Annotated in this window: 20 protein-coding genes, 1 tRNA gene and 1 pseudogene; 10 read left to right on the forward strand and 12 right to left on the reverse strand. The window is 71.8% G+C overall.

The genetic code is table 11. The features are described from left to right. Positions 1 to 86: 86 nt before the first annotated feature. Entirely contained in the window at positions 87 to 1583 is a 1497-nt protein-coding gene (gene rpsA, locus V6U81_RS08075) for a 30S ribosomal protein S1 (RefSeq protein WP_334486118.1), read from the reverse strand. Between the two features lie 400 nt (positions 1584 to 1983). Here rpsA and V6U81_RS08080 point away from each other — a divergent pair, with 400 nt between their 5' ends. From V6U81_RS08080 to V6U81_RS08090, 3 genes are all read left to right on the forward strand, one after another. Next, positions 1984 to 2793, forward strand: coding sequence for a class I SAM-dependent methyltransferase (locus tag V6U81_RS08080; protein WP_334486121.1), 810 nt, complete (start codon positions 1984 to 1986; stop codon positions 2791 to 2793). An 81-nt stretch (positions 2794 to 2874) separates the two neighbouring features. Next, the gene (locus tag V6U81_RS08085) at positions 2875 to 3093 is read left to right on the forward strand and encodes a hypervirulence associated TUDOR domain-containing protein (protein WP_334486123.1); all 219 of its coding nucleotides are present in this window, start codon (positions 2875 to 2877) and stop codon (positions 3091 to 3093) included. After that, entirely contained in the window at positions 3080 to 3508 is a 429-nt protein-coding gene (locus V6U81_RS08090; RefSeq protein ID WP_334486125.1) for a DUF3140 domain-containing protein, read from the forward strand. The genes V6U81_RS08085 and V6U81_RS08090 overlap by 14 nt, the downstream gene beginning before the upstream one ends. A 9-nt stretch (positions 3509 to 3517) precedes the next feature. On the opposite strand, the gene polA is transcribed toward V6U81_RS08090, so the two are convergent. The 8 genes from polA to V6U81_RS08130 all read right to left on the reverse strand — a co-directional run bounded on the left by polA (position 3518) and on the right by V6U81_RS08130 (position 13447). Continuing rightward, positions 3518 to 6217 carry a DNA polymerase I gene (gene polA / locus V6U81_RS08095; RefSeq protein WP_334486128.1) on the reverse strand — a complete coding sequence of 900 codons (2700 nt, stop codon included), beginning with the start codon at positions 6215 to 6217 and terminating at the stop codon, positions 3518 to 3520. Positions 6218 to 6334: 117 nt separating this feature from the next. Next, on the reverse strand, positions 6335 to 7048 hold the full coding sequence (locus V6U81_RS08100; RefSeq protein WP_334486130.1) for an ABC transporter ATP-binding protein: 714 nt from the start codon (positions 7046 to 7048) through the stop codon (positions 6335 to 6337). After that, positions 7035 to 7976 (reverse strand): ABC transporter ATP-binding protein, encoded by a 942-nt coding sequence (locus V6U81_RS08105; protein WP_334486133.1) that lies wholly within the window; start codon positions 7974 to 7976, stop codon positions 7035 to 7037. The genes V6U81_RS08100 and V6U81_RS08105 overlap by 14 nt, the downstream gene beginning before the upstream one ends. After that, the gene (locus tag V6U81_RS08110) at positions 7969 to 9126 is read right to left on the reverse strand and encodes a branched-chain amino acid ABC transporter permease (protein WP_334486136.1); all 1158 of its coding nucleotides are present in this window, start codon (positions 9124 to 9126) and stop codon (positions 7969 to 7971) included. Before V6U81_RS08110 ends, V6U81_RS08105 begins: the two co-directional genes overlap by 8 nt. Beyond that, positions 9123 to 10106: a branched-chain amino acid ABC transporter permease gene (locus tag V6U81_RS08115; RefSeq protein WP_334486139.1), complete on the reverse strand. Its 984-nt coding sequence runs from the start codon at positions 10104 to 10106 to the stop codon at positions 9123 to 9125. The genes V6U81_RS08110 and V6U81_RS08115 overlap by 4 nt, the downstream gene beginning before the upstream one ends. A 64-nt stretch (positions 10107 to 10170) precedes the next feature. Further along, positions 10171 to 11319: a branched-chain amino acid ABC transporter substrate-binding protein gene (locus V6U81_RS08120; RefSeq protein ID WP_334486141.1), complete on the reverse strand. Its 1149-nt coding sequence runs from the start codon at positions 11317 to 11319 to the stop codon at positions 10171 to 10173. 248 nt (positions 11320 to 11567) lie between these two features. Beyond that, positions 11568 to 12752, reverse strand: a complete 1185-nt coding sequence (locus tag V6U81_RS08125) for a hypothetical protein (RefSeq protein WP_334486144.1) — start codon at positions 12750 to 12752, stop codon at positions 11568 to 11570. 74 nt (positions 12753 to 12826) lie between these two features. Then, positions 12827 to 13447, reverse strand: a complete 621-nt coding sequence (locus V6U81_RS08130) for an ANTAR domain-containing response regulator (protein ID WP_334486147.1) — start codon at positions 13445 to 13447, stop codon at positions 12827 to 12829. A 104-nt stretch (positions 13448 to 13551) separates the two neighbouring features. Between V6U81_RS08130 and V6U81_RS08135 the strand changes: the two genes are divergently transcribed. The 3 genes and pseudogenes from V6U81_RS08135 to V6U81_RS08145 all read left to right on the forward strand — a co-directional run bounded on the left by V6U81_RS08135 (position 13552) and on the right by V6U81_RS08145 (position 14410). Continuing rightward, positions 13552 to 13628: transfer RNA gene (locus tag V6U81_RS08135), tRNA-Leu, on the forward strand. Positions 13629 to 13660: 32 nt separating this feature from the next. Further along, a pseudogene (locus tag V6U81_RS08140) lies at positions 13661 to 13765 on the forward strand (terminase gpP N-terminus-related DNA-binding protein); the annotation flags it as partial. A 279-nt stretch (positions 13766 to 14044) separates the two neighbouring features. Then, the gene (locus V6U81_RS08145) at positions 14045 to 14410 is read left to right on the forward strand and encodes a hypothetical protein (protein WP_334486378.1); all 366 of its coding nucleotides are present in this window, start codon (positions 14045 to 14047) and stop codon (positions 14408 to 14410) included. Between the two features lie 31 nt (positions 14411 to 14441). On the opposite strand, the gene V6U81_RS08150 is transcribed toward V6U81_RS08145, so the two are convergent. Next, positions 14442 to 15617: a trans-sulfuration enzyme family protein gene (locus V6U81_RS08150; RefSeq protein ID WP_334486150.1), complete on the reverse strand. Its 1176-nt coding sequence runs from the start codon at positions 15615 to 15617 to the stop codon at positions 14442 to 14444. An 83-nt stretch (positions 15618 to 15700) separates the two neighbouring features. On the opposite strand from V6U81_RS08150, the gene V6U81_RS08155 reads away from it, so the two are divergent. From V6U81_RS08155 to V6U81_RS08165, 3 genes are all read left to right on the forward strand, one after another. Then, positions 15701 to 16180 (forward strand): Lrp/AsnC family transcriptional regulator, encoded by a 480-nt coding sequence (locus V6U81_RS08155; RefSeq protein WP_334486153.1) that lies wholly within the window; start codon positions 15701 to 15703, stop codon positions 16178 to 16180. Between the two features lie 56 nt (positions 16181 to 16236). Further along, entirely contained in the window at positions 16237 to 17247 is a 1011-nt protein-coding gene (locus V6U81_RS08160; protein WP_334486156.1) for an LLM class flavin-dependent oxidoreductase, read from the forward strand. 269 nt (positions 17248 to 17516) lie between these two features. Further along, positions 17517 to 18950 (forward strand): pyridoxal-dependent decarboxylase, encoded by a 1434-nt coding sequence (locus V6U81_RS08165; RefSeq protein WP_334486159.1) that lies wholly within the window; start codon positions 17517 to 17519, stop codon positions 18948 to 18950. A 532-nt stretch (positions 18951 to 19482) separates the two neighbouring features. Here the strand turns inward: V6U81_RS08165 and V6U81_RS08170 are convergent. Together V6U81_RS08170 and V6U81_RS08175 are read right to left on the reverse strand one after the other, a co-directional pair. Then, positions 19483 to 20451, reverse strand: coding sequence for a sulfite exporter TauE/SafE family protein (locus V6U81_RS08170; protein WP_334486162.1), 969 nt, complete (start codon positions 20449 to 20451; stop codon positions 19483 to 19485). 260 nt (positions 20452 to 20711) lie between these two features. Beyond that, positions 20712 to 21182, reverse strand: coding sequence for an RrF2 family transcriptional regulator (locus tag V6U81_RS08175; RefSeq protein WP_334486165.1), 471 nt, complete (start codon positions 21180 to 21182; stop codon positions 20712 to 20714). Between the two features lie 191 nt (positions 21183 to 21373). Between V6U81_RS08175 and V6U81_RS08180 the strand changes: the two genes are divergently transcribed. After that, positions 21374 to 22642 (forward strand): serine/threonine protein kinase, encoded by a 1269-nt coding sequence (locus V6U81_RS08180; RefSeq protein WP_334486168.1) that lies wholly within the window; start codon positions 21374 to 21376, stop codon positions 22640 to 22642. The last annotated feature ends 18 nt before the right edge of the window (positions 22643 to 22660 follow it).

Below are 22660 nucleotides of genomic sequence, written 5' to 3' on the forward strand. Positions count from 1 at the left end.
TCGCAGGGGCGGGGCCCGTCGTCATCAGCGACTGCTCCAGGTCGCCGACGCGGCGTCAGCCGCGCCGAACTGGAGATGTCACACGGTCACTTGCCGCCGGCGAGCTTCTCCCGCAGAGCGGCGAGCGCCTCGTCGGTGGCCAGCGTGCCGGCCGGCTCCTCGGCCTGACGGCTCGGGGCCGTGCTGGTCGTGGTGGTGGTGGCGGCACCGGCGGCCACCGGCGGAGCCGGGTTGGCAGCGGCCTCGGCGTCGGCAGCCCGGGAGGTCTGCACCTGCTTGGTGTGGGCCTCCCAGCGCTGACGCGCCTCGGCGTACTGGTTCTCCCAGGTCTCGCGCTGCTTGTCGTACCCCTCGAGCCACTCGCCCGTCTCGGGGTCGAAGCCCTCCGGGTAGATGTAGTTGCCCTCGGTGTCGTACGTCGCGGCCATGCCGTAGAGGGTCGGGTCGAAGTGCTCCTCGCCCTCGACGAAGCCCTCGTTGGCCTGCTTGAGCGACAGGGAGATGCGGCGACGCTCGAGGTCGATGTCGATGACCTTGACCATGACCTCGGAGCCGACCTGCACGACCTGCTCCGGGATCTCCACGTGGCGCTCGGCCAGCTCGGAGATGTGGACCAGGCCCTCGATGCCGTCGTCCACCCGGACGAAGGCGCCGAACGGCACCAGCTTGGTGACCTTACCCGGCACGATCTGCTGGATCGCGTGGGTGCGGGCGAACTGCCGCCACGGGTCCTCCTGGGTCGCCTTCAGCGACAGCGAGACCCGCTCGCGGTCCAGGTCGACGTCCAGGACCTCGACCTCGACCTCCTGGCCGACCTCGACGACCTCGGACGGGTGGTCGATGTGCTTCCAGGAGAGCTCGGAGACGTGCACCAGGCCGTCCACGCCGCCCAGGTCGACGAAGGCGCCGAAGTTGACGATCGAGGACACGACGCCCTTGCGGACCTGGCCCTTCTGCAGCTTGTTGAGGAACTCGGTGCGCACCTCGGACTGCGTCTGCTCGAGCCAGGCCCGGCGGGACAGGACCACGTTGTTGCGGTTCTTGTCCAGCTCGATGATCTTGGCTTCGAGCTCGCGGCCGACGTACGGCTGCAGGTCGCGCACCCGCCGCATCTCGACCAGGGAGGCGGGCAGGAAGCCGCGCAGCCCGATGTCGAGGATGAGGCCACCCTTGACCACCTCGATGACCGAACCGCGGACGACGCCGTCCTCGTCCTTGATCTTTTCGATCGTGCCCCAGGCCCGCTCGTACTGCGCCCGCTTCTTGGAGAGGATCAGACGACCCTCCTTGTCCTCCTTCTGGAGGACCAGGGCCTCGATGTGGTCGCCAACCGAGACGACCTCGGCGGGGTCCACGTCGTGCTTGATCGACAACTCACGAGAGGGGATGACACCCTCGGTCTTGTAGCCGATGTCGAGAAGGACCTCGTCCCGATCGACCTTGACGACGGTGCCTTCGACAATGTCGCCGTCGTTGAAGTACTTGATGGTCTCGTCGATCGCGGCGAGGAAAGCCTCCTCGGAACCGAGATCGTCGTGGGTGACCCGGGTGGCGCTCGAGGGGGCCTCGATGCTGCTCGTCATGTGGGCGGTTGCTCCGGTCGGATGGGTTGTCACAGCAGGCGTGGTGTCGCGGTGACCATTTCGCGCCAACGGATCCGCCTCCGGGGCACACCGAACGATCGCCAAGTGAAGATCATTAGTGGCTCCGGTGACCGCGCACCTGCTCCCTGCCGAGGCACACGATCCGCGAGCGCATCGTCTAGCCTACCCGCTGCATTACCACAGCGTGCAAGGCCTCCCGTGTCGCCGCGAGCTCACCAGCTGCGAAAGCGGAGATTTCAGCATGAAAGCGCCTCGACTGTCTCCTGCGTCACACCAGCCCCACGAGAAGGTAGCGCATCGGCGCGCCGACGGCAGCGCGACCCCGACCCACCGGCCAGGCGCCGTGGGTACGGGCCGGTGCAGGGCCTAGCGTGAGCGGGTGGATGACGATGACAACCGGGTGACCCGGCGCCGGGTCGGCGACGCGGAGGCGCGCCGCGCCAACCGCGGCTGGTGGGACGCCGACGCCGACGACTACCAGGCCGAGCACGGCGCCTTCCTCGGCGACGTGGACTTCGTCTGGTGTCCGGAGGGGCTGCGGGAGGCCGACGCCCGGCTGCTCGGCAACGTCACCGGCTGCCGGGTGCTGGAGGTCGGCGGCGGGGCCGCGGCCTGCGCCCGCTGGCTCGCCACCCAGGGTGCCCGACCGGTCGCCTTCGACCTCTCCGCCGGCATGCTCCGGCACGCCGCGCGCGCCGCCGACACCACCGGGGTACGCGTACCGCTGGTCCAGGCCGACGCGCTCGCGCTGCCCTTCGCCGACGCCGCCTTCGACATCGCCTTCACCGCCTTCGGGGCGATCCCGTTCGTCGACGACTCCGCCACCCTGATGGCGGAGGTGCACCGGGTGCTGCGCCCGGGCGGCCGCTGGGTGTTCTCGGTGACCCACCCGATGCGCTGGATCTTCCTCGACGACCCCGGCGAGGGCGGGCTGACCGCCGTCCACTCGTACTTCGACCGGTCCCCCTACGTCGAGCAGGACGAGGCCGGCACGGCCAGCTACGTCGAGCAGCACCGCACCCTCGGCGACCGGATCCGGGAGCTGGTCGGCGCCGGGTTCCGCCTGGTCGACCTGGTGGAGCCGGAGTGGCCGGCGGGGCACGAGGGGATCTGGGGGCAGTGGAGCCCGCTGCGCGGCCGGCTCTTCCCCGGCACCGCCATCTTCGTCGCCGAGAAGCCTGCCGCCTGAGCCCGTCGCACTGCTGGTGCGGCCGGTGTCCCTAGGCCCGTCCGGTCGTTTCGCGACATCGACGGCGGGTACCCGCGAGGCATGGCCGACAAGGAGTTCCAGACGGGCGACCACGTCTCCTGGGCCAGTCACAGCGGCCGGGCGTACGGCGTGGTCAAGGACAAGATCACCGAGCGGACGCACGTGCGTGGGCACGCCGTGAACGCGTCCCCGGAGGACCCGCAGTACCGGATCCGCAACGACGACTCGGGGCGCGACGTCGCCCACCGGCCGGAGGCGCTGCGCCATGAGTCGAAGTGAGGACCCGCAGCAGACGTACCAGGAGTTCACCGAGGCGGTGAACATGAAGCCCGGCGAGCTGTCGACGTGGCTGGAGACCGAGGAGTCGAAGCACGTCGGCTGGCGGAAGGGCACCAAGGGCGGTGAGTCGGTCGGGCACGAGTCCGGTCGCAAGATCATCAACCTGTTGCGGCGCAAGCGCGACCAGCTCTCCGAGGGCGACTACAAGCACATGCGCAAGGTCGTCGGGTACGTACGGCGGCACATGGCGCAGCGACCGAGCGGCGACGTCCGCGAGACCCGGTGGCGGTACTCCCTGATGAACTGGGGTCACGACCCCCTCAAGGCTCCGCTACCACCGCCGGGCGGCCCGTCCCGGCGGGCCCTCGAACGGCACGGCACCCCACCGAAGGAGCGCCGCGGACCGGGACGGTAACCCGCGGGATCAGTGGTCGGCGCTGTTCCAGTCCCGGCCCTCGCCGACGGAGACCTCCAGCGGCACCGACAGCGGGTACGCCCCGCCCATCTCCCGCCGGACCAGTTCCTCGAGCGTCTCCCGCTCGCCCGGCGCCACCTCGAAGACCAGCTCGTCGTGCACCTGCAGCAGCATCCGGGAGCGCAGCCCCGCGTCGCGCAGCGCGGTGTCGACGTGCAGCATGGCGACCTTGATGATGTCGGCCGCCGAGCCCTGGATGGGGGCGTTGAGTGCCATCCGCTCGGCCATGTCCCGGCGCTGCCGGTTGTCGCTGCCCAGGTCGGGCAGGTAGCGCCGACGGCCCAGGATGGTGGAGGTGTAGCCGTCCTGCCGGGCCCGGGCGACCACCTCGTGCAGGTAGTCCCGGACCCCGCCGAAACCGGTGAAGTAGTTCTCCATCAGCCCCCGGGCCTCCTCGGCGGTGATGCCGAGCTGCTGGGAGAGACCGAAGGCGCTCAGGCCGTAGGCCAGGCCGTAGTTCATCGCCTTGATCTTGCGGCGCTGGTCGGCGCTGACGGCGGTGACCGGCACCTCGAAGACCGACGACGCGGTGGCGGCGTGGAAGTCGTGGCCGGAGTTGAACGCCTCGATCAGGGCGTCGTCCGACGACAGGTGCGCCATGATGCGCATCTCGATCTGGCTGTAGTCGGCGGTCAGCAGGGTCTCGTAGCCCTCCCCCACCACGAAGGCGCGCCGAATCCGCCGCCCCTCCTCGGTGCGGATGGGGATGTTCTGCAGGTTGGGCTCGGTGGAAGAGAGCCGGCCGGTGGCGGCCACCGTCTGGTTGAAGGTGGTGTGGATTCGGCCGTCGTCGGAGACCGACTTGAGCAGCCCGTCCACCGTGGACTTGAGCTTGGCCACGTCGCGGTGGCGCAGCAGGTGCTCCAGCACGGGGTGCGGGTTCTGCGCGTAGAGCCACTGGAGGGCGTCGGCGTCGGTGGTGTAGCCGGTCTTGATCTTCTTGGTCTTGGGCAGGCCCAGCTCGGTGAAGAGGATCTCCTGGAGCTGCTTGGGCGAGCCGAGGTTGAACTCCCGCCCGACCGCCTCGTACGCGCCCTGCGCGGCGGCCTTCACCTCGGCGGCGAAGTGCGCCTCCAGCTCCGACAGGTAGTGGGTGTCGGCGGCGATGCCGATCCGCTCCATGTCGGCGAGCACCCGCATCAGTGGCAGCTCCACCCCGGCCATCAGCCGCGCGGACTGCTCGCCGTCGCGGGACAGCTCGGCATCGATCGCGTCGGCCAGGTCGAGGGTGGCCCGGGCCTGGAGCATGAGGTTCTGCTCGGCGGCCCCCTCGTCGCCCAGCCCGTCCAGGGTGAGCTGGCCGGTCTCCGGGGCGTCGACCCGCAGCTCCCGGTGCAGGTAGCGCAGCGCCAGGTCGGTCAGGTCGTAGGAGCGCTGGTCGGGGCGGGCCAGGTAGGCGGCGATCTGGGTGTCGCGGGCGATACCTGCGAGCGTCCAGCCGTGCGCGGCGAAGGCGAGCACCACCGGCTTGCTGTCGTGCAGCACCTTGGGCCGGGTGGCGTCGGCGAGCCAGCCGGCGAGCGCCTGCTCGTCGGTGGGCTCCAGCCCGGCCGGGTCGACCCAGGCGGCGGCCCCGCCCGCGGTGGCCAGGGCCAGCCCGGTCACCGAGGCGGTGTGCCGGCGGTTGGGGCCGGTGTCGAGCTTCGCGGCCAGGCCGACCGGCGCCCCGACCGGGGCGTGCGTCTCCAGCCAGCCCGCGAGGGCACCCGGCTCGGTGAGCACCTCGCCGGCCAGGTCGAAGCCGGCCTCGGCCTCCGGCTCCACCGCCTCGAGGTACTGGTAGAGCCGGTCGCGCAGGATGCGGAACTGCAGGGTGTCGAAGACCTGGTGCACGGCCTCCCGGTCCCAGCCCTGCCAGCGGGCGTCCTCGGGGCGCAGCGGCAGCTCCAGGTCGGAGACCAGGCAGTTGATCTCGTAGTTGCGGATCACGTCGGCCAGCCGCTCGCGCAGGCTGTCGCCGGCCTTGCCCTTGATCTCGTCGGCCCGCGCGATCACGCCCTCGACCCCGCCGTACGTGTTGATCCACTTGGCCGCGGTCTTCGGGCCGACGCCGGGGATGCCGGGCAGGTTGTCGCTGGTCTCGCCGACCAGGGCGGCCAGGTCGCGGTAGCGCTCCGGGCCCACGCCGTACTTCGCCTCGATCGCCGCCGGGTCCATCCGGGCCAGGTCGGAGACGCCCTTGCGCGGGTAGAGCACGGTGACCTGATCGCCGACCAGCTGGAAGGCGTCCCGGTCGCCGGTGCTGATCAGCACCTGCATGCCCTGGTCGCGGGCCTGGCAGGCGAGGGTGGCGATGACGTCGTCGGCCTCGTAGCCCTCCCGCTCCACCACCGGCACGCGCAGCGCGGCGAGGACCTCCTTGACCAGGCTGACCTGGCCCTTGAAGTCGGTCGGGGTCTCGCTGCGGCCGGCCTTGTACTCCGCGTACTTCTCGGTGCGGAAGGACCGGCGGGAGACATCGAAGGCGACCACGATGTGGGTGGGCTGCTCGTCGCGCAGCACGTTGATCAGCATGGAGGTGAAGCCGTAGACCGCGTTGGTCGGCTGCCCGGTCGTGGTGGAGAAGTTTTCCACCGGCAGCGCGAAGAAGGCCCGGTATGCCAGGGAATGTCCGTCGACGAGGAGCAGGCGCGGCGTCGTAGCTGTCACGGCAGCGACTCTAGCCCGTACCGCCGACAACCCTGAGCCGGCGGCACCGCCGCGCCCCCGGGAAAAGCGGCGGCCGCCCGTCCCCCTGGGGGAACGGACGCCCGCCGGCGGTACGACTCAGGCCACGCCGAGGTACGCCTCCTTGACCGCCGGGTCGGTGAGCAGGTCCTGGCCGGACCCCTCCTTCACGATCCGGCCGGTCTCCAGCACGTAACCGCGGTGGGCCCGGGAGAGCGCCTGCTGGGCGTTCTGCTCCACCAGCAGGATCGTGGTGCCCTGCTGGTTGATCTCCGTGATGATGTCGAAGATCTGCCGGATCACCATCGGGGCCAGCCCCATCGACGGCTCGTCGAGCAGCAGCAGCTTCGGCCGGCTCATCAGCGCCCGGCCGACCGCGAGCATCTGCTGCTCACCGCCGGAGAGCGTGCCGCCGGCCTGCTTGCGCCGCTCGCGCAGCCGCGGGAAGAGCTCCAGCACCCGCTCCAGGTCGGCGGCGATGCCGGCGGAGTCCCGCCGGGTGTACGCCCCCATGTCCAGGTTCTCCATCACCGTCATGCCGGGGAAGATCTGCCGGCCCTCGGGCGACTGGCACAGCCCCCGGACGACCCGCAGGTCGGCGCGGAGCTTGCTGATGTCCTCACCGTTGAACACGATCCGGCCGCCGGCCAGCGCCCGGGTTCCCGAGATGGCGCGCATGGTGGTGGTCTTGCCGGCGCCGTTCGCGCCGATCAGGGCCACCACCTCGCCCTCGTTGACGGTCAGGCTGATGCCGTGCAGGGCCTCGATCCGGCCGTACGCGACGCTGACGTCGCTCAGCTCAAGCAGCGTCATCGGTGGACTCCCCCAGGTAGGCGGCGATCACCTTCGGGTCGCGGCTGACGTCGGCCGGCGCCCCTTCGGCGATCTTGCGGCCGAACTCCAGCACCACGATCCGGTCGGTGACCCCCATGACCAGGCGCATGTCGTGCTCGATGAGCAGCACGGTCAGCCCCATGTCGCGGATCTTGCGGATCAGGGCGAGCAGTTCCTCCTTCTCCGCCGGGTTGAACCCGGCGGCCGGCTCGTCCAGGCAGAGCAGCTTCGGCTCGGTGGCCAGCGCCCGGGCGATCTCCAGCCGGCGCTGGTAGCCGTACGGCAGGTTGCGCGCCTCGTCGTTGGCCCGGTCGGCGATCCCGACGAAGCGCAGCAGCTCCAGCGCCTTGGCCTCGGCGGCCCGCTCCTCCAGGATGTGCCGGGACAGGCCGAAGGTCTTCGCGCACGCCCGCCGCACCTCCTGCCAGGTCCGGACGATGCCCCCCGGCGCGGTGACCTGCGGCACCTCGTGCGGCTTCGGCTTGTACCGGGGCAGCCGGAACAGCGCGCCCGGCACGCTGGTCTTGTGCCGGGAGTCCGTCCCGACCATGACGTTCTCCAGCGCCGTCATCTCCGGGAAGAGCCGGATGTTCTGGAACGTCCGGGAGATGCCCAGCTTGCTGATCTGGTGCGGCTTGCGGCCGGTCACCCGCTCACCGCGGAACCGGACCGCACCCGAGGTGGGCTTGTAGACGCCGGTCATCACGTTGAAGCTGGTGGTCTTGCCGGCGCCGTTCGGGCCGATCAGGCCGAGGATCTCGCCCTCGTAGATCTGGAAATCGATCTTGTCGAGGGCGACCACGCCGCCGAAGCGGAGCGTGACCTCGTCGACCTCCAGCAGCACCTGCCGGGGCCCCGGCTGGGCCGGGATCTTCGGCGTCGCGGTGGCGGTGTTCTGGTCAGACATGAGCGGGCGCCTCCTCTGCCTCCGCCGCACGGTCCTTCAGCTCGCGGGCCCGCCGCCGGCTGGGGATGAGGCCCTGCGGACGCAGGATCATCACCAGCACCATGGCCAGGCCGAAGGCCAGCCACCGGTAGTCGGCGACCTCCCGGAACCGCTCCGGAAGGTAGGCCAGCAGCACCGCGCCGAGCGAAACCCCGATCATGTTCCCCGAGCCGCCGACCACGACCATGGCGACGAAGAGAATGGAGCGGTTCGCGTCGAACTGGGTCGGGTCGATGAACGCGTTCCGGCTGGCGAAGAGCGCCCCGGAGAGCCCGCCCAGGGCCGCGCCGATGGCGAACGCCCAGAGCTTGAACTTGAACGGGTAGACCCCCATCACCGCGGCGGCGTCCTCGTCCTCGCGGACGGCGAGCCAGGCCCGGCCGACCCGGCTGCGCTCCAGCCGGCGCACCGCGAAGACCATCAGCAGCACCACGGTGATCGCCAACCAGTACCACGGTTTCGCGTCGATCAGCCCGAAGACCTGGTTGTCAGCCGACGGGGCACCCTCCGGTCCGGGGATCGCCGAGATGCCCTGATTGCCGTTGGTGACCCCGGTGGCGTTGCGGGCGACGATCCGGATGATCTCACCGAAGCCGAGCGTCACGATGGCCAGGTAGTCGCCGCGCAGCCGCAGCGTCGGCCAGCCCAGCAGCACCCCGAAGATCATCGTCAGCGCGATCGCGATGAGCAGGCAGATCGCCCAGGTGACCGCCCAGGTCGGCGGCAGGTCGAACTTCTGCTGGATCCACTTGACCACCGGCGAGTTCACCGAGCCGAACAGCGCCACGCTGTACGCCCCGACGGCGAAGAAGCCGATGTAGCCCAGGTCGAGCAGGCCGGCGAGGCCGACCACCACGTTCAGGCCGATCGCGACCAGCACGTAGATGGCGCAGACGAAGAGCACGCCGGCCCAGTTGTTGCCGCCTGCGATCGAGTCGGTCCGCAGCCAGGTGAGGCCGGGGACGCCGAGCAGCGGCAGGTAGTAGAGGAACGCCACGAAGGCCAGGAACGTCGCGGCCTGCTGCCACTTCGGCAGCGCCCGGAAGCGGTCACCGACGGAGGTCAGCAGGCTGACCCGGCGCCGGTCTGCGGTGCGGATCTTGTCGATCATGCGCGGGCCCTCCCCAACGACTCGCCCAACAGGCCGGTCGGGCGGAACATCAGCACCACGATCAGGACGACGAAGGCGATGACGTCCTCCCAGTTGGACGCGAAGAGAGTCGCGCCGTAGACCTCGACGAGGCCGAGGAAGAGGCCGCCCACCAGCGCGCCGCGCAGGTTGCCGATGCCGCCGAGCACCGCGGCGGTGAACGCCTTGAGGCCCAGCACGAAGCCGATGCTGTTCTGGGTGAAGCCGAAGCGCATGCTCCACAGCAGCGCGGCGGCGCCGGCCATCATGCCACCGAGCACGAAGATCAGCATGATCACGCGCTCCTGGTTGACGCCCATCAGCGCGGCGGTCTCCGGGTTCTGCGCCACCGCGCGCACGCCCCGGCCGTACCGGGTGCGGTTGATGAACCAGTCCAGGATCGCCATCATCACCACGGCCGAGACGAACACGATCACCTGGATGTTGGTGATTCCCGTGTTGCCGATCTGGAACAGGGTCTCCTGCTTGATGATCGTCGGCATGCCGACGATCTGCCGGGGCCGGCCGAACAGCGACGGCAGCGCGCTGCCCGCCACGTCCGGCAGGAGCAGGCCGAAGACCTCGACCAGCACCAGGGAGAGGCCGATCGCGGTGATCAGGAAGATCAGCGGCGGGGCGTTCTTGCGCCGCAGTGGACGGTAGGCGATCCGCTCGATCGCGAGGGCCGTGCCGCCCGACGCGACCGCCGCGGCCACCAGGCCGAGCACGAGGAAGAGCACGGCCTGTCCGACCGGCGGGTTATTTTCCACCCCGAAGGCACTCCACACGCCCAGCACCGCGAAGGTGCCGACCATGAAGACCTCGGAGTGGGCGAAGTTGATCAGGCGCAGGACGCCGTAGACGAGCGTGTAGCCCAGGGCGATCAGGGCATAGATCGCCCCCTTGGACAACCCGTCGACGGTGTGCTGGCCGAGGTGGCCGAAGAGTTCGTCGAAATTCACCGGGGTCTCCTTGAATCGAGTGCGGCCGGGGAGAAACCCCGGCCGCACCCCGTTTGCCGTGCCGTCAGCTGAGCTTGAGCTCCTGAAGCGCGGTGATCTCCTTGCCCTTGATCTGGTACGCCCAGATGACAACCTTCGACGGGTCGACGTCACCCTTGTCGTCGAACTTGATGTACTTCGACACGCCCTGCTTGTCGTAGGACTTCACGAAGGCCAGGATGTCGGCCCGGGTCTTCTTGCCGGCCTTGAACGCGTCGAGGTAGATCTGCGCGCCGTCGAAGCCCTCGGCGCCGTAGGAGCCCGGCGCCTGGCCGTACTCCTTCTGGTAGTCGGCGGAGAAGGTGCCGCCGGCCTTGTCGGCCGGGAGGCACGGGCAGGTGATGATCGCGCCCTCGGCACCGCCGGAGGCACCCGCCGGGAAGGCCGGGTCGTAGAGACCGTCCGGGCCGACGAACTTGGCCTGGACACCGGCCGCGCGCATCTGCTTCACCAGCGGAGCGGCCTCACGGGTGTAGCCGCCGTAGAAGACGAAGTCGGCCTGCTTGGCCTTGATCTTGGAGATCGTCGCGTCGAACTGCGACTGCTTCTCCTGGATCTTGTCGCTGCCGGCCAGCGAGGCGCCGAGGTTCTTGCCCAGCTCGGCGGTGATGCCGGCGCCGTAGGCGCTGCCGTCGTCGATCATGAAGACCTTCGCGGCGTTCTGCGACTTGAGGTAGGTGGCAACGGCGCCCGCCTGGGTGCCGTCGTTGCCGACCACCCGGTAGAAGGACTTGTTGCCCTTCTGGGTGAGGTCGGTCCGGGTCGCCGAGGGGCTCACCATCGCCAGGCCGGCGGCCTGGTAGATCGGCATGGTGGCGTCGGACTCGCCGGAGAAGTGGCCACCGATGACCCCGAGGAACGAGTTGTCACCGGCGATCTGGTTCGCGAACGGGGTCGCCACCGCAGGGTCACCCTGGGTGTCGAACTCCTGCATGGTGACCTTGCAGTCGGCGTTCTTCTCGTTGAACTGCTTGACGGCGAGCTTCGCGCCGTTCAGCGACGGGATCACCAGGCCCGCGTTGTCGCCGGTGAACGCGCCGAAGATAGCGATCTTGCCACCGCAGTCGCCGGACGCGGTGCCGCCGCCGTCACCCGAGTCCTGGCAACCCGCGGCGCCGACCATGGCCACAGCGATCGCGGCGGCCCCCAGCACCCGTACATAGCTACGCCTCACGGCTTCCTGACCTCCTCCAGAAGCAGGGAACGACTTCACCAAGTCGGCGGCGACCGCACAGCCCGCACCACCACCCACCCGGCAGGGACGCCCCTGCGTTACGGCTCGTGATGGCGGAGCGTACCGACACTCCTACGAGCGGGGAAGGGTTACAGCCCGGGTCTGCGAAACCGTTACGAAGACGTGCGAGATCAATGCGAAACCCGTAACAGGTCGATCCTTGACCGGTCGTTAAGCCCCGCGACGGCTCATTCCGGGACCGCGGGCAGCCGCGCCGACCACCCCGCCGACCTGGTGCCGTCATCGGCGAAGAGCCAGACCCGCTCCCCCACCGCCACCACCGCGACGTCCCGGTCCGCCCCCGCCGCCACCGGCAGCGGGAGCCGGACCGGCTGCCACGAGTCGCCCCGATCCGCCGAGGTCCAGACCGCCCGGGCCGCCCCGTCGGAGACCGCCGCGACCAGCCGCCCACCGACCACCGCCAGCCCGTCCACCGACGGCACGCCCGACGCCGCGGGGGTGCCGAAACCGCCCGCCGCCAGCCATTCCTCCCCGTCGCGCCGCCACGCGCCGAAGGCCCGGCCGCGCAGCCCCACGGCCACCGGCGCGCCGCCGAGCAGGGCCACCCGCTGTAACTCCTCGTAACGGTCCGTCCCGGGCAGGGTGGTGCGCCGCCAGGCCCGCCCGTCCGCCGAGGACCAGACCGCCGGGTCGCGGTCGATCCGACCGGCGGGCAGCACGCCGCCCACCGTCAACCACCCCTGGGGTACGCCCACCGCGTCGAAGGCCCAGCTGATGCCGCGCCCGTCGCTGGCGAGCTCCGGGGCGCCCTCCACCAGCGCGAAGTCCGCCGCGTCCGGGGAGACCCAGGACGCCGCGCCGCTGGACCGGTTGCCGACGATCAGCCAGCCCGCCGGCCCGCCCGCCAGCCGGGAGACGTTCACCGCCTTCGGCCCGCCGTACGTCTCGAACGCCGCCGAGACCTCGACCAGCCCGCCGTCGGGGCGCTGCCGCCACGTGCTCACCCGGGGATAGCCGTGCGCGCCGCCGACCTTCGCGCCGATCGCGGCCAGCACGCCGCCCCGACACCCCGCCGCGTAGAGCACGTTCTGCCTGCCGTAGAAGGAATCCGCGGCGATCGGCACCGTCGCCCACGTCGTACCGTCCACGCTGGTCCAGGCCGCCGGTCGGGTGCCGCCGGAAGGGTCGGCGACGCCGCCGGTGACGTACCACCGGCCGGCGCAGGCCACGGCGTCGCGCAGCAACGGGCGGCCGGCCGGACCGGGCGGCGCGGGCAGGGTCAGCTGCTGCCAGTCGGCCGCCAGCGGCGCCGGCGCCGGGGACGCCGAGGGCCCCGGGTCGGCCGCCGGGTCGCAGCCGACCAGCAGCGCGGCGAGGACGCCGAGCACCGCGAAGGTACGCCGAGTGGACACGCGTCGATGCTAGCGACGAGCACCGACTTTCGGGGGACCACGACGCCTGCGAAGCGGCGCGGGGGGGCGGCGGGTCAGGCGGTCGGCTGGGTGACCTCGCCGCCGGCGGTCTCCGCGAGGATCCGCTCGGCGACCTCCTTCATGGTCATCCGGTGGTCCATCGCGGTGCGCTGGATCCACTTGAAGGCCTGCGGCTCGCTCATCCCGTAGGTGGTCATCAGCGCGCCCTTGGCCCGCTCGACGGTCTTGCGGATCTCCAGCCGGTCGGTGAGCCCGGCGACCTCCGCCTCCAGCGCGGCGATCTCGGAGTAGCGGGACAGCGCGATCTCCACCGCCGGCACCAGGTCGCTCTTCTGGAACGGCTTGACCAGGTACGCCATCGCGCCGGCCGCCCGGGCACGCTCCACCAGGTCGCGCTGGCTGAACGCGGTCAGGATGATCACCGGGGCGATCCGGGCGCCGGCGATCCGCTCGGCGGCGGCCAGCCCATCCATGATCGGCATCTTGATGTCGAGGATGACCAGGTCCGGCTTGAGCTCCTCGGCCAGCCGGACGGCGGTCTCGCCGTCACCGGCCTCGCCGACGACCGCGTACCCCTCCTCGACCAGCATCTCGGCCAGGTCCAGTCGGATGAGCGCCTCGTCCTCGGCGATCAGTACGCGCCTGCGCTCGGCATCCGTCTGCGTCTCGGCCACGAGCCACTCCCACCAGTTCAAGCCCGACACCGCCGTGCCGGGTGTCGTCGCCCTTAGCGTAGTGGGTAACCTATGACACGACGCGAGAGCGTCAGGCGAGCCCTGTCCCCGTATTCCAACCGGTAGAGAAACGGAGCTCAAACCTCCGACAGTGTGGGTTCGAATCCCACCGGGGACACCAAAACTGTCGTACGGGTGTTCGATGATGCCTGCGTGCATCCACCTGAGATACGCGAACGCGCACGGCGGCTCTATCTCTCGGGAGCTACGGTCGCCGACACCGCCCGCAGCGTCGGACTCTCCTACCGCACCGTGTGGCACTGGTGCCGGGACCGGCCCCAGCCGGTTGTCCAGGGAACGGCTCTGCGTTGCTTCCGCTGCCTGCGCGACGTAAATCATCCGCCAGACCCAGCCGCCTACAGCTACCTGCTCGGTCTTTACCTGGGCGACGGCCACCTGGTCACTTCCGCACGGGTGCCCGTTCTTCGGATCTCTTGCAGCAACAGTTGGCCCGGCCTGATCAGCGCCTGCGAGACTGCCATGCGATCGGTACTCGCGAGCAAGGTTCAGCGTGTCCGGCAGCAGGGGTGTGTCAGCGTGCAGAGCTACGGCAAGCACTGGCCCTGCCTCTTTCCGCAGCACGGCCCTGGCAAGAAGCACGAACGCCCGATCGTCCTCGCCGAGTGGCAGCGCGAGATCGTCGAGCGCCACCCCGGCGACTTCCTCCGTGGCCTCTTCCACTCCGACGGCTGCCGGTTCTCCAACCGGGTGACGGTCCGAGGCAAGGGCTACGTCTATCCGCGCTACATGTTCGTCAACGAGTCCGCCGACATCATGGGCCTCTGCCAGTGGGCCCTCGACCTGCTCGGCGTCGCCTGGAGGATGAATCGCCGCAACTCGCTGTCGGTGGCCCGTCGGGAGGCGGTCGCCGCCCTCGACCGCCACGTCGGCCCCAAGTCCTGACGCCCCTTGCCGGGGGGTGCCAGCGCGGCGATCAGATGCTGGCGAGCGCCCGCTCCAGGTCGGCCCGCAGGTCCTCCGGGTCCTCCAGCCCGACCGACACCCGCAGCAGGCCGCCGCAGGGCTTTGCGTCCCCCTCGACCGGCCGGTGGGTGAGCGAGGCCGGGTGCTGGATCAGCGTGTCCACCCCGCCGAGCGACACCGCGTGGGTGATCAGCTGACACGCGCCGGCGACCGCGGCCGCGGCGGTGCCGCCGCCGCGTACCTCGAAGGCGAGCAGGCTGCCGGTGCCGGACATCTGCCGGCCGACCAGCCCGGCCGGGTCGTGCACGGCCGGGTGGTGGACCCGGACGACGGCCGGGTGACCGGAGAGCCAGACGGCGAGCTTCTCGGCGCCGGCCTGCTGGGCGCGGACCCGTAGCGGGAGGGTCTGCAGGCCGCGGTGCAGCAGGTACGCGCCGAGCGGGTGCAGGACGGCGCCGGTGACGGCGCGGACCTGGCGCAGCCGGGCGGCCCACCCCTCGTCGCAGGCGACGACGCCGGCGAGGACGTCCCCGTGCCCGCCGATGCTCTTGGTGGCGCTGTGCAGGACGAGCGCGGCGCCGTGCCGGGCGGGCTGCTGGAGCACCGGGGTGGCGACGGTGTTGTCGACCAGCAGCGGCACGTGCCCGGCGGCGGTGGCGAGCGCGGCGATGTCGACCAGGTCGAGGGTGGGGTTGGCCGGGGTCTCGACGATCACCAGGGCGGTGTCGGGGCGGACGGCGGCGGCGACCTCGTCCGGGCGGGCCCAGGTGACCTCGGTGCCGAGCAGCCCGGTGGCGAGCACGTGGTCGGTGCCGCCGTAGAGGGGGCGGACGGCGACGACGTGGCGCTTCCCGTCGCGGGTGGCGGCGAGCAGGGCGGCGGTGAGGGCGGCCATGCCGCTGGCGAACGCGACCGCCTGGGCGGTGCCCTCGAGTTCGGCCAGGGCGGTCTCGAAGCGGGCCACTGTGGGGTTCCAGAGCCGCTGGTAGACGGCGCTGGCGCCGGCCGGGAGGGTGCCGCCGGTGGCGAGCAGTTCGTACGCGTCGCCACCGCCGTCGACCGAGGGCAACGGGTTGGTGGTGGAGAGGTCGATCGGCGGCACGTGCACGCCGAGGCTCGCGAGGTCGTCGCGGCCGGCGTGCACGGCCCGGGTGTCCACCGTCGTCATGCCGGAAGCGTCGAACAAAGCACTATCCCAAGGCAATAGAACCGAAGATGATTCTGTCAGTGCCGCTTCCGCCATCGCTGGATTCGCGGAAGGATGTTCACATGCCTGCTGTACCGAATGATGTGCGGTCCTTCGCCGCCCTGGACGACGTCGACCGCGCGATCCTCACCGAACTGGCCGTCGACGGCCGGCTGCCGAACAACGCCCTCGCTGAGCGGGTGGGGGTGGCCCCGTCGACCTGCCTGACCCGGACCCGGGCGCTGCGCGACTGCGGGGCGATCCGCGGCTTCCACGCGGAGGTGGACCCGGCGGCGGTGGGGTTGCCGTTGCAGGCGCTGGTGTCGGTACGGCTGACGGCGCACGAGCGCGCGGCGGTGGACGCGTTCCGGGCCCGGTCGGTGCGGCTACCGGGGGTGGTGTCGGTGTTCCACGTGGCCGGCGCGGAGGACTATGTGCTGCACGTGCGGGCCGCATCCGGGGACGCGCTGCGGGACTTCGTGCTGGACCATCTCGCGGTGGACCCGGTGGTCCAGCACACCCAGACCAGCCTGATCTTCGAGCAGGCGCGCGGCATGGGCTGAGCCACCCGTACCCGGCGAGGGGAACAATTCCGGCGTGGGATGGGTTGGCAACAGCCGTGATCGACGTACCGTTGTCTGTTCTTGATCTTGCCCCGGTCGCCGCCGACGCCTCCGCCGGCGAGGCCCTGCGGCACACCACCGAGCTGGCCCGCCGCACCGAGGAGCTGGGCTACCGCCGCTTCTGGGTCGCCGAGCACCACAACATGCCGGCCATCGCCAGCTCCGCGCCGGCGGTGCTGCTCGCCCACCTGGCGGCGAACACCCACTCGATCCGGGTGGGCTCGGGCGGGGTGATGCTGCCCAACCACGCGCCGCTGGTGGTGGCCGAGCAGTTCGGCACCCTGGAGGCGCTGCACCCGGGCCGGATCGACCTGGGCATCGGCCGCGCGCCGGGCACCGACCAGATGACCGCGCTGGCGCTGCGCCGGACCATGGAGGGGCTCTCCGCGGAGGGCTTCCCGCGCGAGCTGGCCGACCTGATGAACTACTTCAGCGGCGACGACCCGGGGCCGATCACGGCCACCCCGGGGCTGGGCCAGTCCCCCGCCGTCTGGCTGCTCGGCTCCAGCGGCTTCAGCGCCCAGCTGGCCGGCCTGCTCGGACTGCCGTTCTCCTTCGCCCACCACTTCAGCGCGCAGAACACGCTGCCCGCGCTGGCGCTGTACCGGCAGCACTTCCGCCCGTCACGCTTCCTGGACAAGCCGTACGCGATGGTGGCGGTCAACGCGGTCTGCGCGGAGACCGACGAGCGCGCGGAGTGGCTGGCCGGGCCCAGCTCGCTGTCGTTCCTGAAGCTGCGTTCCGGCCGGCCCGAGCCCCTCGCCAGTCCGCAGGACGCGGCGGCGTACCCGTACAACGAGCTGGAGCTCGAGTTCATCCGGCAGCGCCGGGAGGGCCAGGCGATGGGTTCGCCGGAGACGGTCCGCCGGCAGCTCACCGACCTGCGGGACCGCACCGGCGCCGACGAGCTGATGATCACCACGATGGTCTACGACATCGAGGACCGGGTGCGCTCGTACGAGCTGATCGCCGACAAGGTGGCCGGCGGACTCCGCCGGAATGCCTGAAACACGCTCTTCATACCCGCGTCACCCGACCGTCGCGGAGCGCGCCTAACTTAGTGACCGGTGGTGGTACGGCACTCCCGGTCGGGACGGGTCGGGAGTGCTGCGGTGTGGTGCACCGGGTCGCCAGCTGTGCGGATTCCGCGGCTGGCGACCCGGTGCCTGCCTTTCCGGACCGTCCGGGGCAGCGTCGCCCCGGACGGGACGGAGCGCCCGACCGCACACCGACGCTTGCTCTTGCTCCGGGGCGGTCCACCTGATCGACTCGGTGGATGGCTGAGCACATGGACCCGGAGGAGTTCCGCCGCGCCGGGCACGCGGTGGTGGACTGGGTCGCCGACTACTGGACCACGCTCGGGCAGCGGCCGGTGACCTCGCAGGACCCGCCCGGCACGGTCGCCGCCGCGCTGCCCACCGCCCCGCCGGAGCACGGCGAGAAGGTCGAGGCGGTCCTGGCCGACCTCGACCAGCTGATCACGCCCCGGCTGACGCACTGGCAGCACCCCTCCTTCTTCGGGTACTTCCCGGCCAACACCAGCGGGCCCAGCGTGCTCGGCGATCTGGTCAGCTCCGGCCTCGGCGTGCAGGGCATGCTCTGGGCCACCGGCCCGGCCTGCACCGAGCTGGAGACGGTCATGCTCGACTGGCTGGCCGGGCTGCTGGACCTGCCGGAGCGGTTCCGCTCCACCGGGCGCGGCGGCGGCGTGATCCAGGACTCGGCCTCCTCGGCGACCCTGGTGGCCACCCTCGGCGCGCTGCACCGGGCCAGCGCCGGCCGGTGGCGCGAGGTCGGCGTCGACCGGCGCTACCGCGCGTACACCTCGACCCAGGGTCACTCGTCGATCGAGAAGGCCGCCCGGATCGCCGGCCTCGGTGAGGACGGCGTCCGCCCGATCGAGGTGGATCCGGTGACCCGGGCGATGCGACCGGCGGCGCTGCGGGCGGCGATCGAGGCCGACCTGGCCGCCGGGGACGTCCCCGCGATCGTGGTGGCGACCATCGGTACGACCTCCACCACCGCCGTCGACCCGGTGCCGGAGATCGGAAGGATCTGCGCCGAGTACGGCGTCTGGCTGCACGTCGACGCCGCGTACGCGGGCGCGGCGACGGTCTGCCCGGAGCTGCGCTGGTCACACGCCGGGCTGGAGTACGCCGATTCGTACTGCTTCGACCCGCACAAGTGGCTGCTCACCGGCTTCGACTGTGACGCGTTCTGGGTCGCCGACCGTGGTGAGCTGATCGAGGCGCTGACGGTGATGCCGGAGTTCCTCCGAAACGCCGCCACCGAGTCCGGCGCCGTGATCGACTACCGGGACTGGCAGGTGCCGCTGGGCCGCCGGTTCCGGGCCTTGAAGCTCTGGTTCGTGCTCCGCTGGTACGGCGTCGAGGGACTGCGGGCGCACATCCGCTCCGGGGTGGCTCTCGCCGACCGGTTCGCCGCCCGGGTCGCCGCCGACCACCGGTTCGCGCTGGCCGCGCCGCACCCGTTCTCGCTGGTCTGCTTCCGCCTGCGGGCCGGGGACGAGGCGAGCGCCGCCCTGCTGGCCCAGGTCAACGGCACCGGTCGGGTGCTGCTGACCCACACCCGGGTGGGCGGACGCTACACGCTGCGCCTCGCGGTCGGCTCCCCACTGACCACCCAGGAGCACGTGGACGCGGCGTGGGAACTGCTCGCCGCCACCGCGGCCGAGGTGCTGGCCGGTTGACCCCTGCCGGGCCGCTGGCGGGCGGGCTGGCGGCCTGGCCGGCTGGCGGGCTGGCGGGCTGGCGGGCAATGTCCCCGGGAGCGATATGACGCTCCGTCATAAATATGACCGGGAGTCATATCGCTCTCCGGGAAATGTGTCTCCCACGGACGGTGGCTGCTCGGGCGATCCGACCACCGCGCCCGACAAGGGGCCGGGACGGTCCGCCGGGCTCCGTCCTCGGGCAGCACGGACAGCGCCGAAAGCACGGCCTCGGGCAACACAGCACGGCCCGCTCCGCCCGGGCAACACGGCCGCTGTGGGCGACACGGGCCGCACGGCGGGTGCCCGGGCGGGCGCGGGTGCCCAGACGGGCGCGGGTGCCCAGACGGGCGCGGGTGCCCAGGCGGGCCGGCGGTGGACCGCCCGGCGAGCACTCCGTCCACCGATCCGCTGGCGAACCGGACCCGGATCTGGTCGACGACCTTGCCGATGGGTCGAGTCGATCCTTTGAGGACTGCCGCCGGCCCCGGGGACCAGAAGGTCCCGGTAGTCAGCCCTCCACGGAGGCGAGCGGCCGACCCTCCGGCGTGGCACCGGCAGCGGACGGCGCGACCGGTGCCGGCTCGGCGTGGGTCAGCGCCGCGTCGGCGGTGGCTCGCGCCCGACGGGTTCGGCGCAGCGCCCGTACGGCCAGGGCCAGTGCGGCCAGCCAACCGGCGGCCAGCAGCGCGTAGACCAGCGGGCGGGCGGTGGTACCGACGCCGCCGGCGGTGAGCAGGGTGCGGGCGTTGGTCAGCACGATCACGCCGCCGATGGTGGCGCCGAGCAGCTGGGCCGGGACGATCCGGACCAGCCAGGCAGCGATCGGCGCGGCGACCAGGCCGCCGATCAGCAACGCGGCCACGGTGGGCAGCAGGAAACCCTGGCTACCCAGTCCAATCAGGAAGCCCAGGCTGGCCGCGCCGGCGACCACGAACTCGGCGGTGTCGACCGAGCCGATCACCTTGCGGGGTTCGAGACGGCCGGAGACCAGCAACGCCGGGGTGGCGACCGGACCCCACCCGCCGCCGCCGGTGGCGTCGACGAAGCCGGCGACCAGGCCGAGCGGGCCGAGGAAGCGACCCCGCAGTCGACCCGCGCCGGGCCGCGGGCGCAACGGCCGGGAGAAGCGGACCAGGAGGTACGCCCCGAGCGCGAAGAGGATGCCGGCCATCCACGGCGCGGCCGACTCGGTCGAGATCGAGCTGAGGAAGGTGGCTCCGGCGAAGGCGCCGAGCGCGCCGGGGACGGCGATCCGGGCCACCACCCGCCAGTCGACGTTGCCGAAGCGCCAGTGCGCGACGCCGGCGGCGAGGGTGGTGCCGATCTCGGCCAGATGCACCGACGCCGAGGCGGCGGCCGGGGCGACACCGGCGAAGAGCAGCAGCGTGGACGACGTCAGCCCGTACGCCATGCCGAGCGCACCGTCGACGAGCTGCGCGGCCAGCCCCACCAGGGCGAGGACCAGAAGCTTGCGCACGAGCCCCTCCGAACTTTTCGGCATCTCCTATCGACTTGGTCGACAATGCGGCACGGCACGGCGATGGTCAAGACCCGTGTCGGTGGATGGGACGCCCGCCACCCGGGCGGCGGCATCCACCGGACGGGCCGGGACCAGGAGGGGTCGAGACCAGGACAGGCCGGGACCAGGACGGCCGGGAGCAGGACGGCCGGGAGCAGGACGGGCCGGGAGCGGGACGCGACGAACCGGACGTGACGCGGCGGAGCGTCAGGCGTCGGTCAGCTCCAGGCCCGCGGGTCGGCGGCCAGTTCGTTGACCCGGCCCGGCAGCGTGCCGGCGGCCACGTCGGCGATCGTCACCTGCTCGAGGATCTCCCGCTCACTGGCCCGCAGGGCGATCCAGACCTCCTGCAACGCCCGGGCCGCCCCGTGGTAGCCGAGTTCCTCCGGCCGCTGCCCCCGGACGTTGGCCAGCGGGCCGTCGATCACCCGGATCACCTCGGCCAACGAGATCTCCGCGGCCGGCCGGGCCAGCCAGTAGCCGCCTTCCGGGCCACGCTGGGCGTGCACGATGCCACCGCGACGCAGCTGGAGCAGGATGCTCTCCAGGAACTTCGGCGGGATCTCCTGGGCGCGGGCGATCTGCTCGGCGGTGACCGGTCGGGACCGCCCGGCGCCCGCGCCATCGGCCACCGCGGCGAGCTCGGCGGCCGCGCGGAGGGCATAGTCGACGCGGGCGGAGAGGCGCATGACCGCAAGGTTAGACGGCTGGTCAGCCGGCCAGGCCGCCGCCCTCCGCCGAACGGCCGACCCATCTGTCGGCCGGGCGGCACCGCGCGGTGGCACGGCCGTGGCACCATACCCGTGTCGCCGGCACGGAGCCGGAGGACCGTACGCCCTCGCGACCGCGAGGACGCCGGCCGATAGGGGCAGCGACAGCGATGCCGGACGTCACACCGCTGAACCCGTGGGACCCGCGGCAGGCCGGGCCGTACGAGCTGCTGGGCCGCCTCGGCGCGGGCGGGCAGGGCGTGGTCTACCTGGGCCGCGACGAGCAGGGCCGGTGGGTCGCCGTGAAGGTGATCAACGTGGACCTGCACCAGGATCCGCGCGCCAAGTCCCGGTTCGCCAAGGAGATTGCCGCCGCCCGACGGGTGGCCCCGTTCTGCACCGCGCAGATCCTCTTCGCCGACGTCGACGGCGATCTGCCGTACGTGGTCAGCGAGTTCATCGAGGGTGTCACCCTGCACCGACACGTGCACGAGCACGGCCCGGTCACCGGGAACGCGCTGCACCGGCTGGCCGTGGGCACCGCCACCGCGCTCGCCGCGATCCACCAGTCCGACGTGGTGCACTGCGACCTCAAGCCGGACAACGTCATCCTCGGGGCCGACGGCCCTCGGGTGATCGACTTCGGCATCGCCCGGGCGCTCGATGTCACCGAGACGCTGACGGGCCGGATCATGGGCACCGCCCCGTACATGGCGCCGGAGCGGTTCCGTGACGAGGATGTCGGGCCGGCCAGCGACGTGTTCGCCTGGGCGGCGACCATCGCCTTCGCGGCGGCGGGCCGCCCGCCTTTCGGCACCGGTCCGGTGGGGGTGGTGATGAACCAGGTCCTGCACGAACCGCCCGAGCTGACCGGGCTCGCCGGCCCGCTTGCCGATCTGATCGCACACTGCCTGGAGAAGGACCACCGGGTCCGACCCCGCAGCGAGGAGGTACTGCTGCGACTGCTCGGGCATGCCGCCCGCCCCGGAACGGCCCTGCCGATCCAGTCCGCGTTGCGGGCGGGGACCGACGCCGCGGCCACCCAGCCGGTGCCCCGCGCGCCACTGCCGTCGACGAGGCCCGTGGCGATGGACCTGCCGGCGACGCCCGCGACGGCGTCGCCGACCCTGTCGTCGCGCCCGCCGCACCGGCCCGGACCGGCCCACCCGCACGGCTGGACCAGCCGGTTGCGCCGGCAGTACGCCGACCCGTGGGGCACCTCGGTCGCGATCTTCCTCGGCGCGGTCGGGGCCGCCGCCGGGTACGTCGCCTCGACGGCCGTGGCCACCGCCGCCGCCGTCGGCGTCGTCACCTTCGTCGTGGTCTACGGCGTCCGTCTGCTGGTCGCGACCACGCTGACCCCCATGGTCGAGCCGGACGGCCATCCGGCGGACGCCGCCGCCGACCAGCACATGCCGGCACCTCGCCCCGGCGCCTGAACCGCCGAACCCCAGGAG

The organism is Micromonospora lacuserhaii (assembly GCF_036902735.1).
In the GTDB taxonomy this organism is placed as follows: Bacteria; Actinomycetota; Actinomycetes; order Mycobacteriales; family Micromonosporaceae; genus Micromonospora.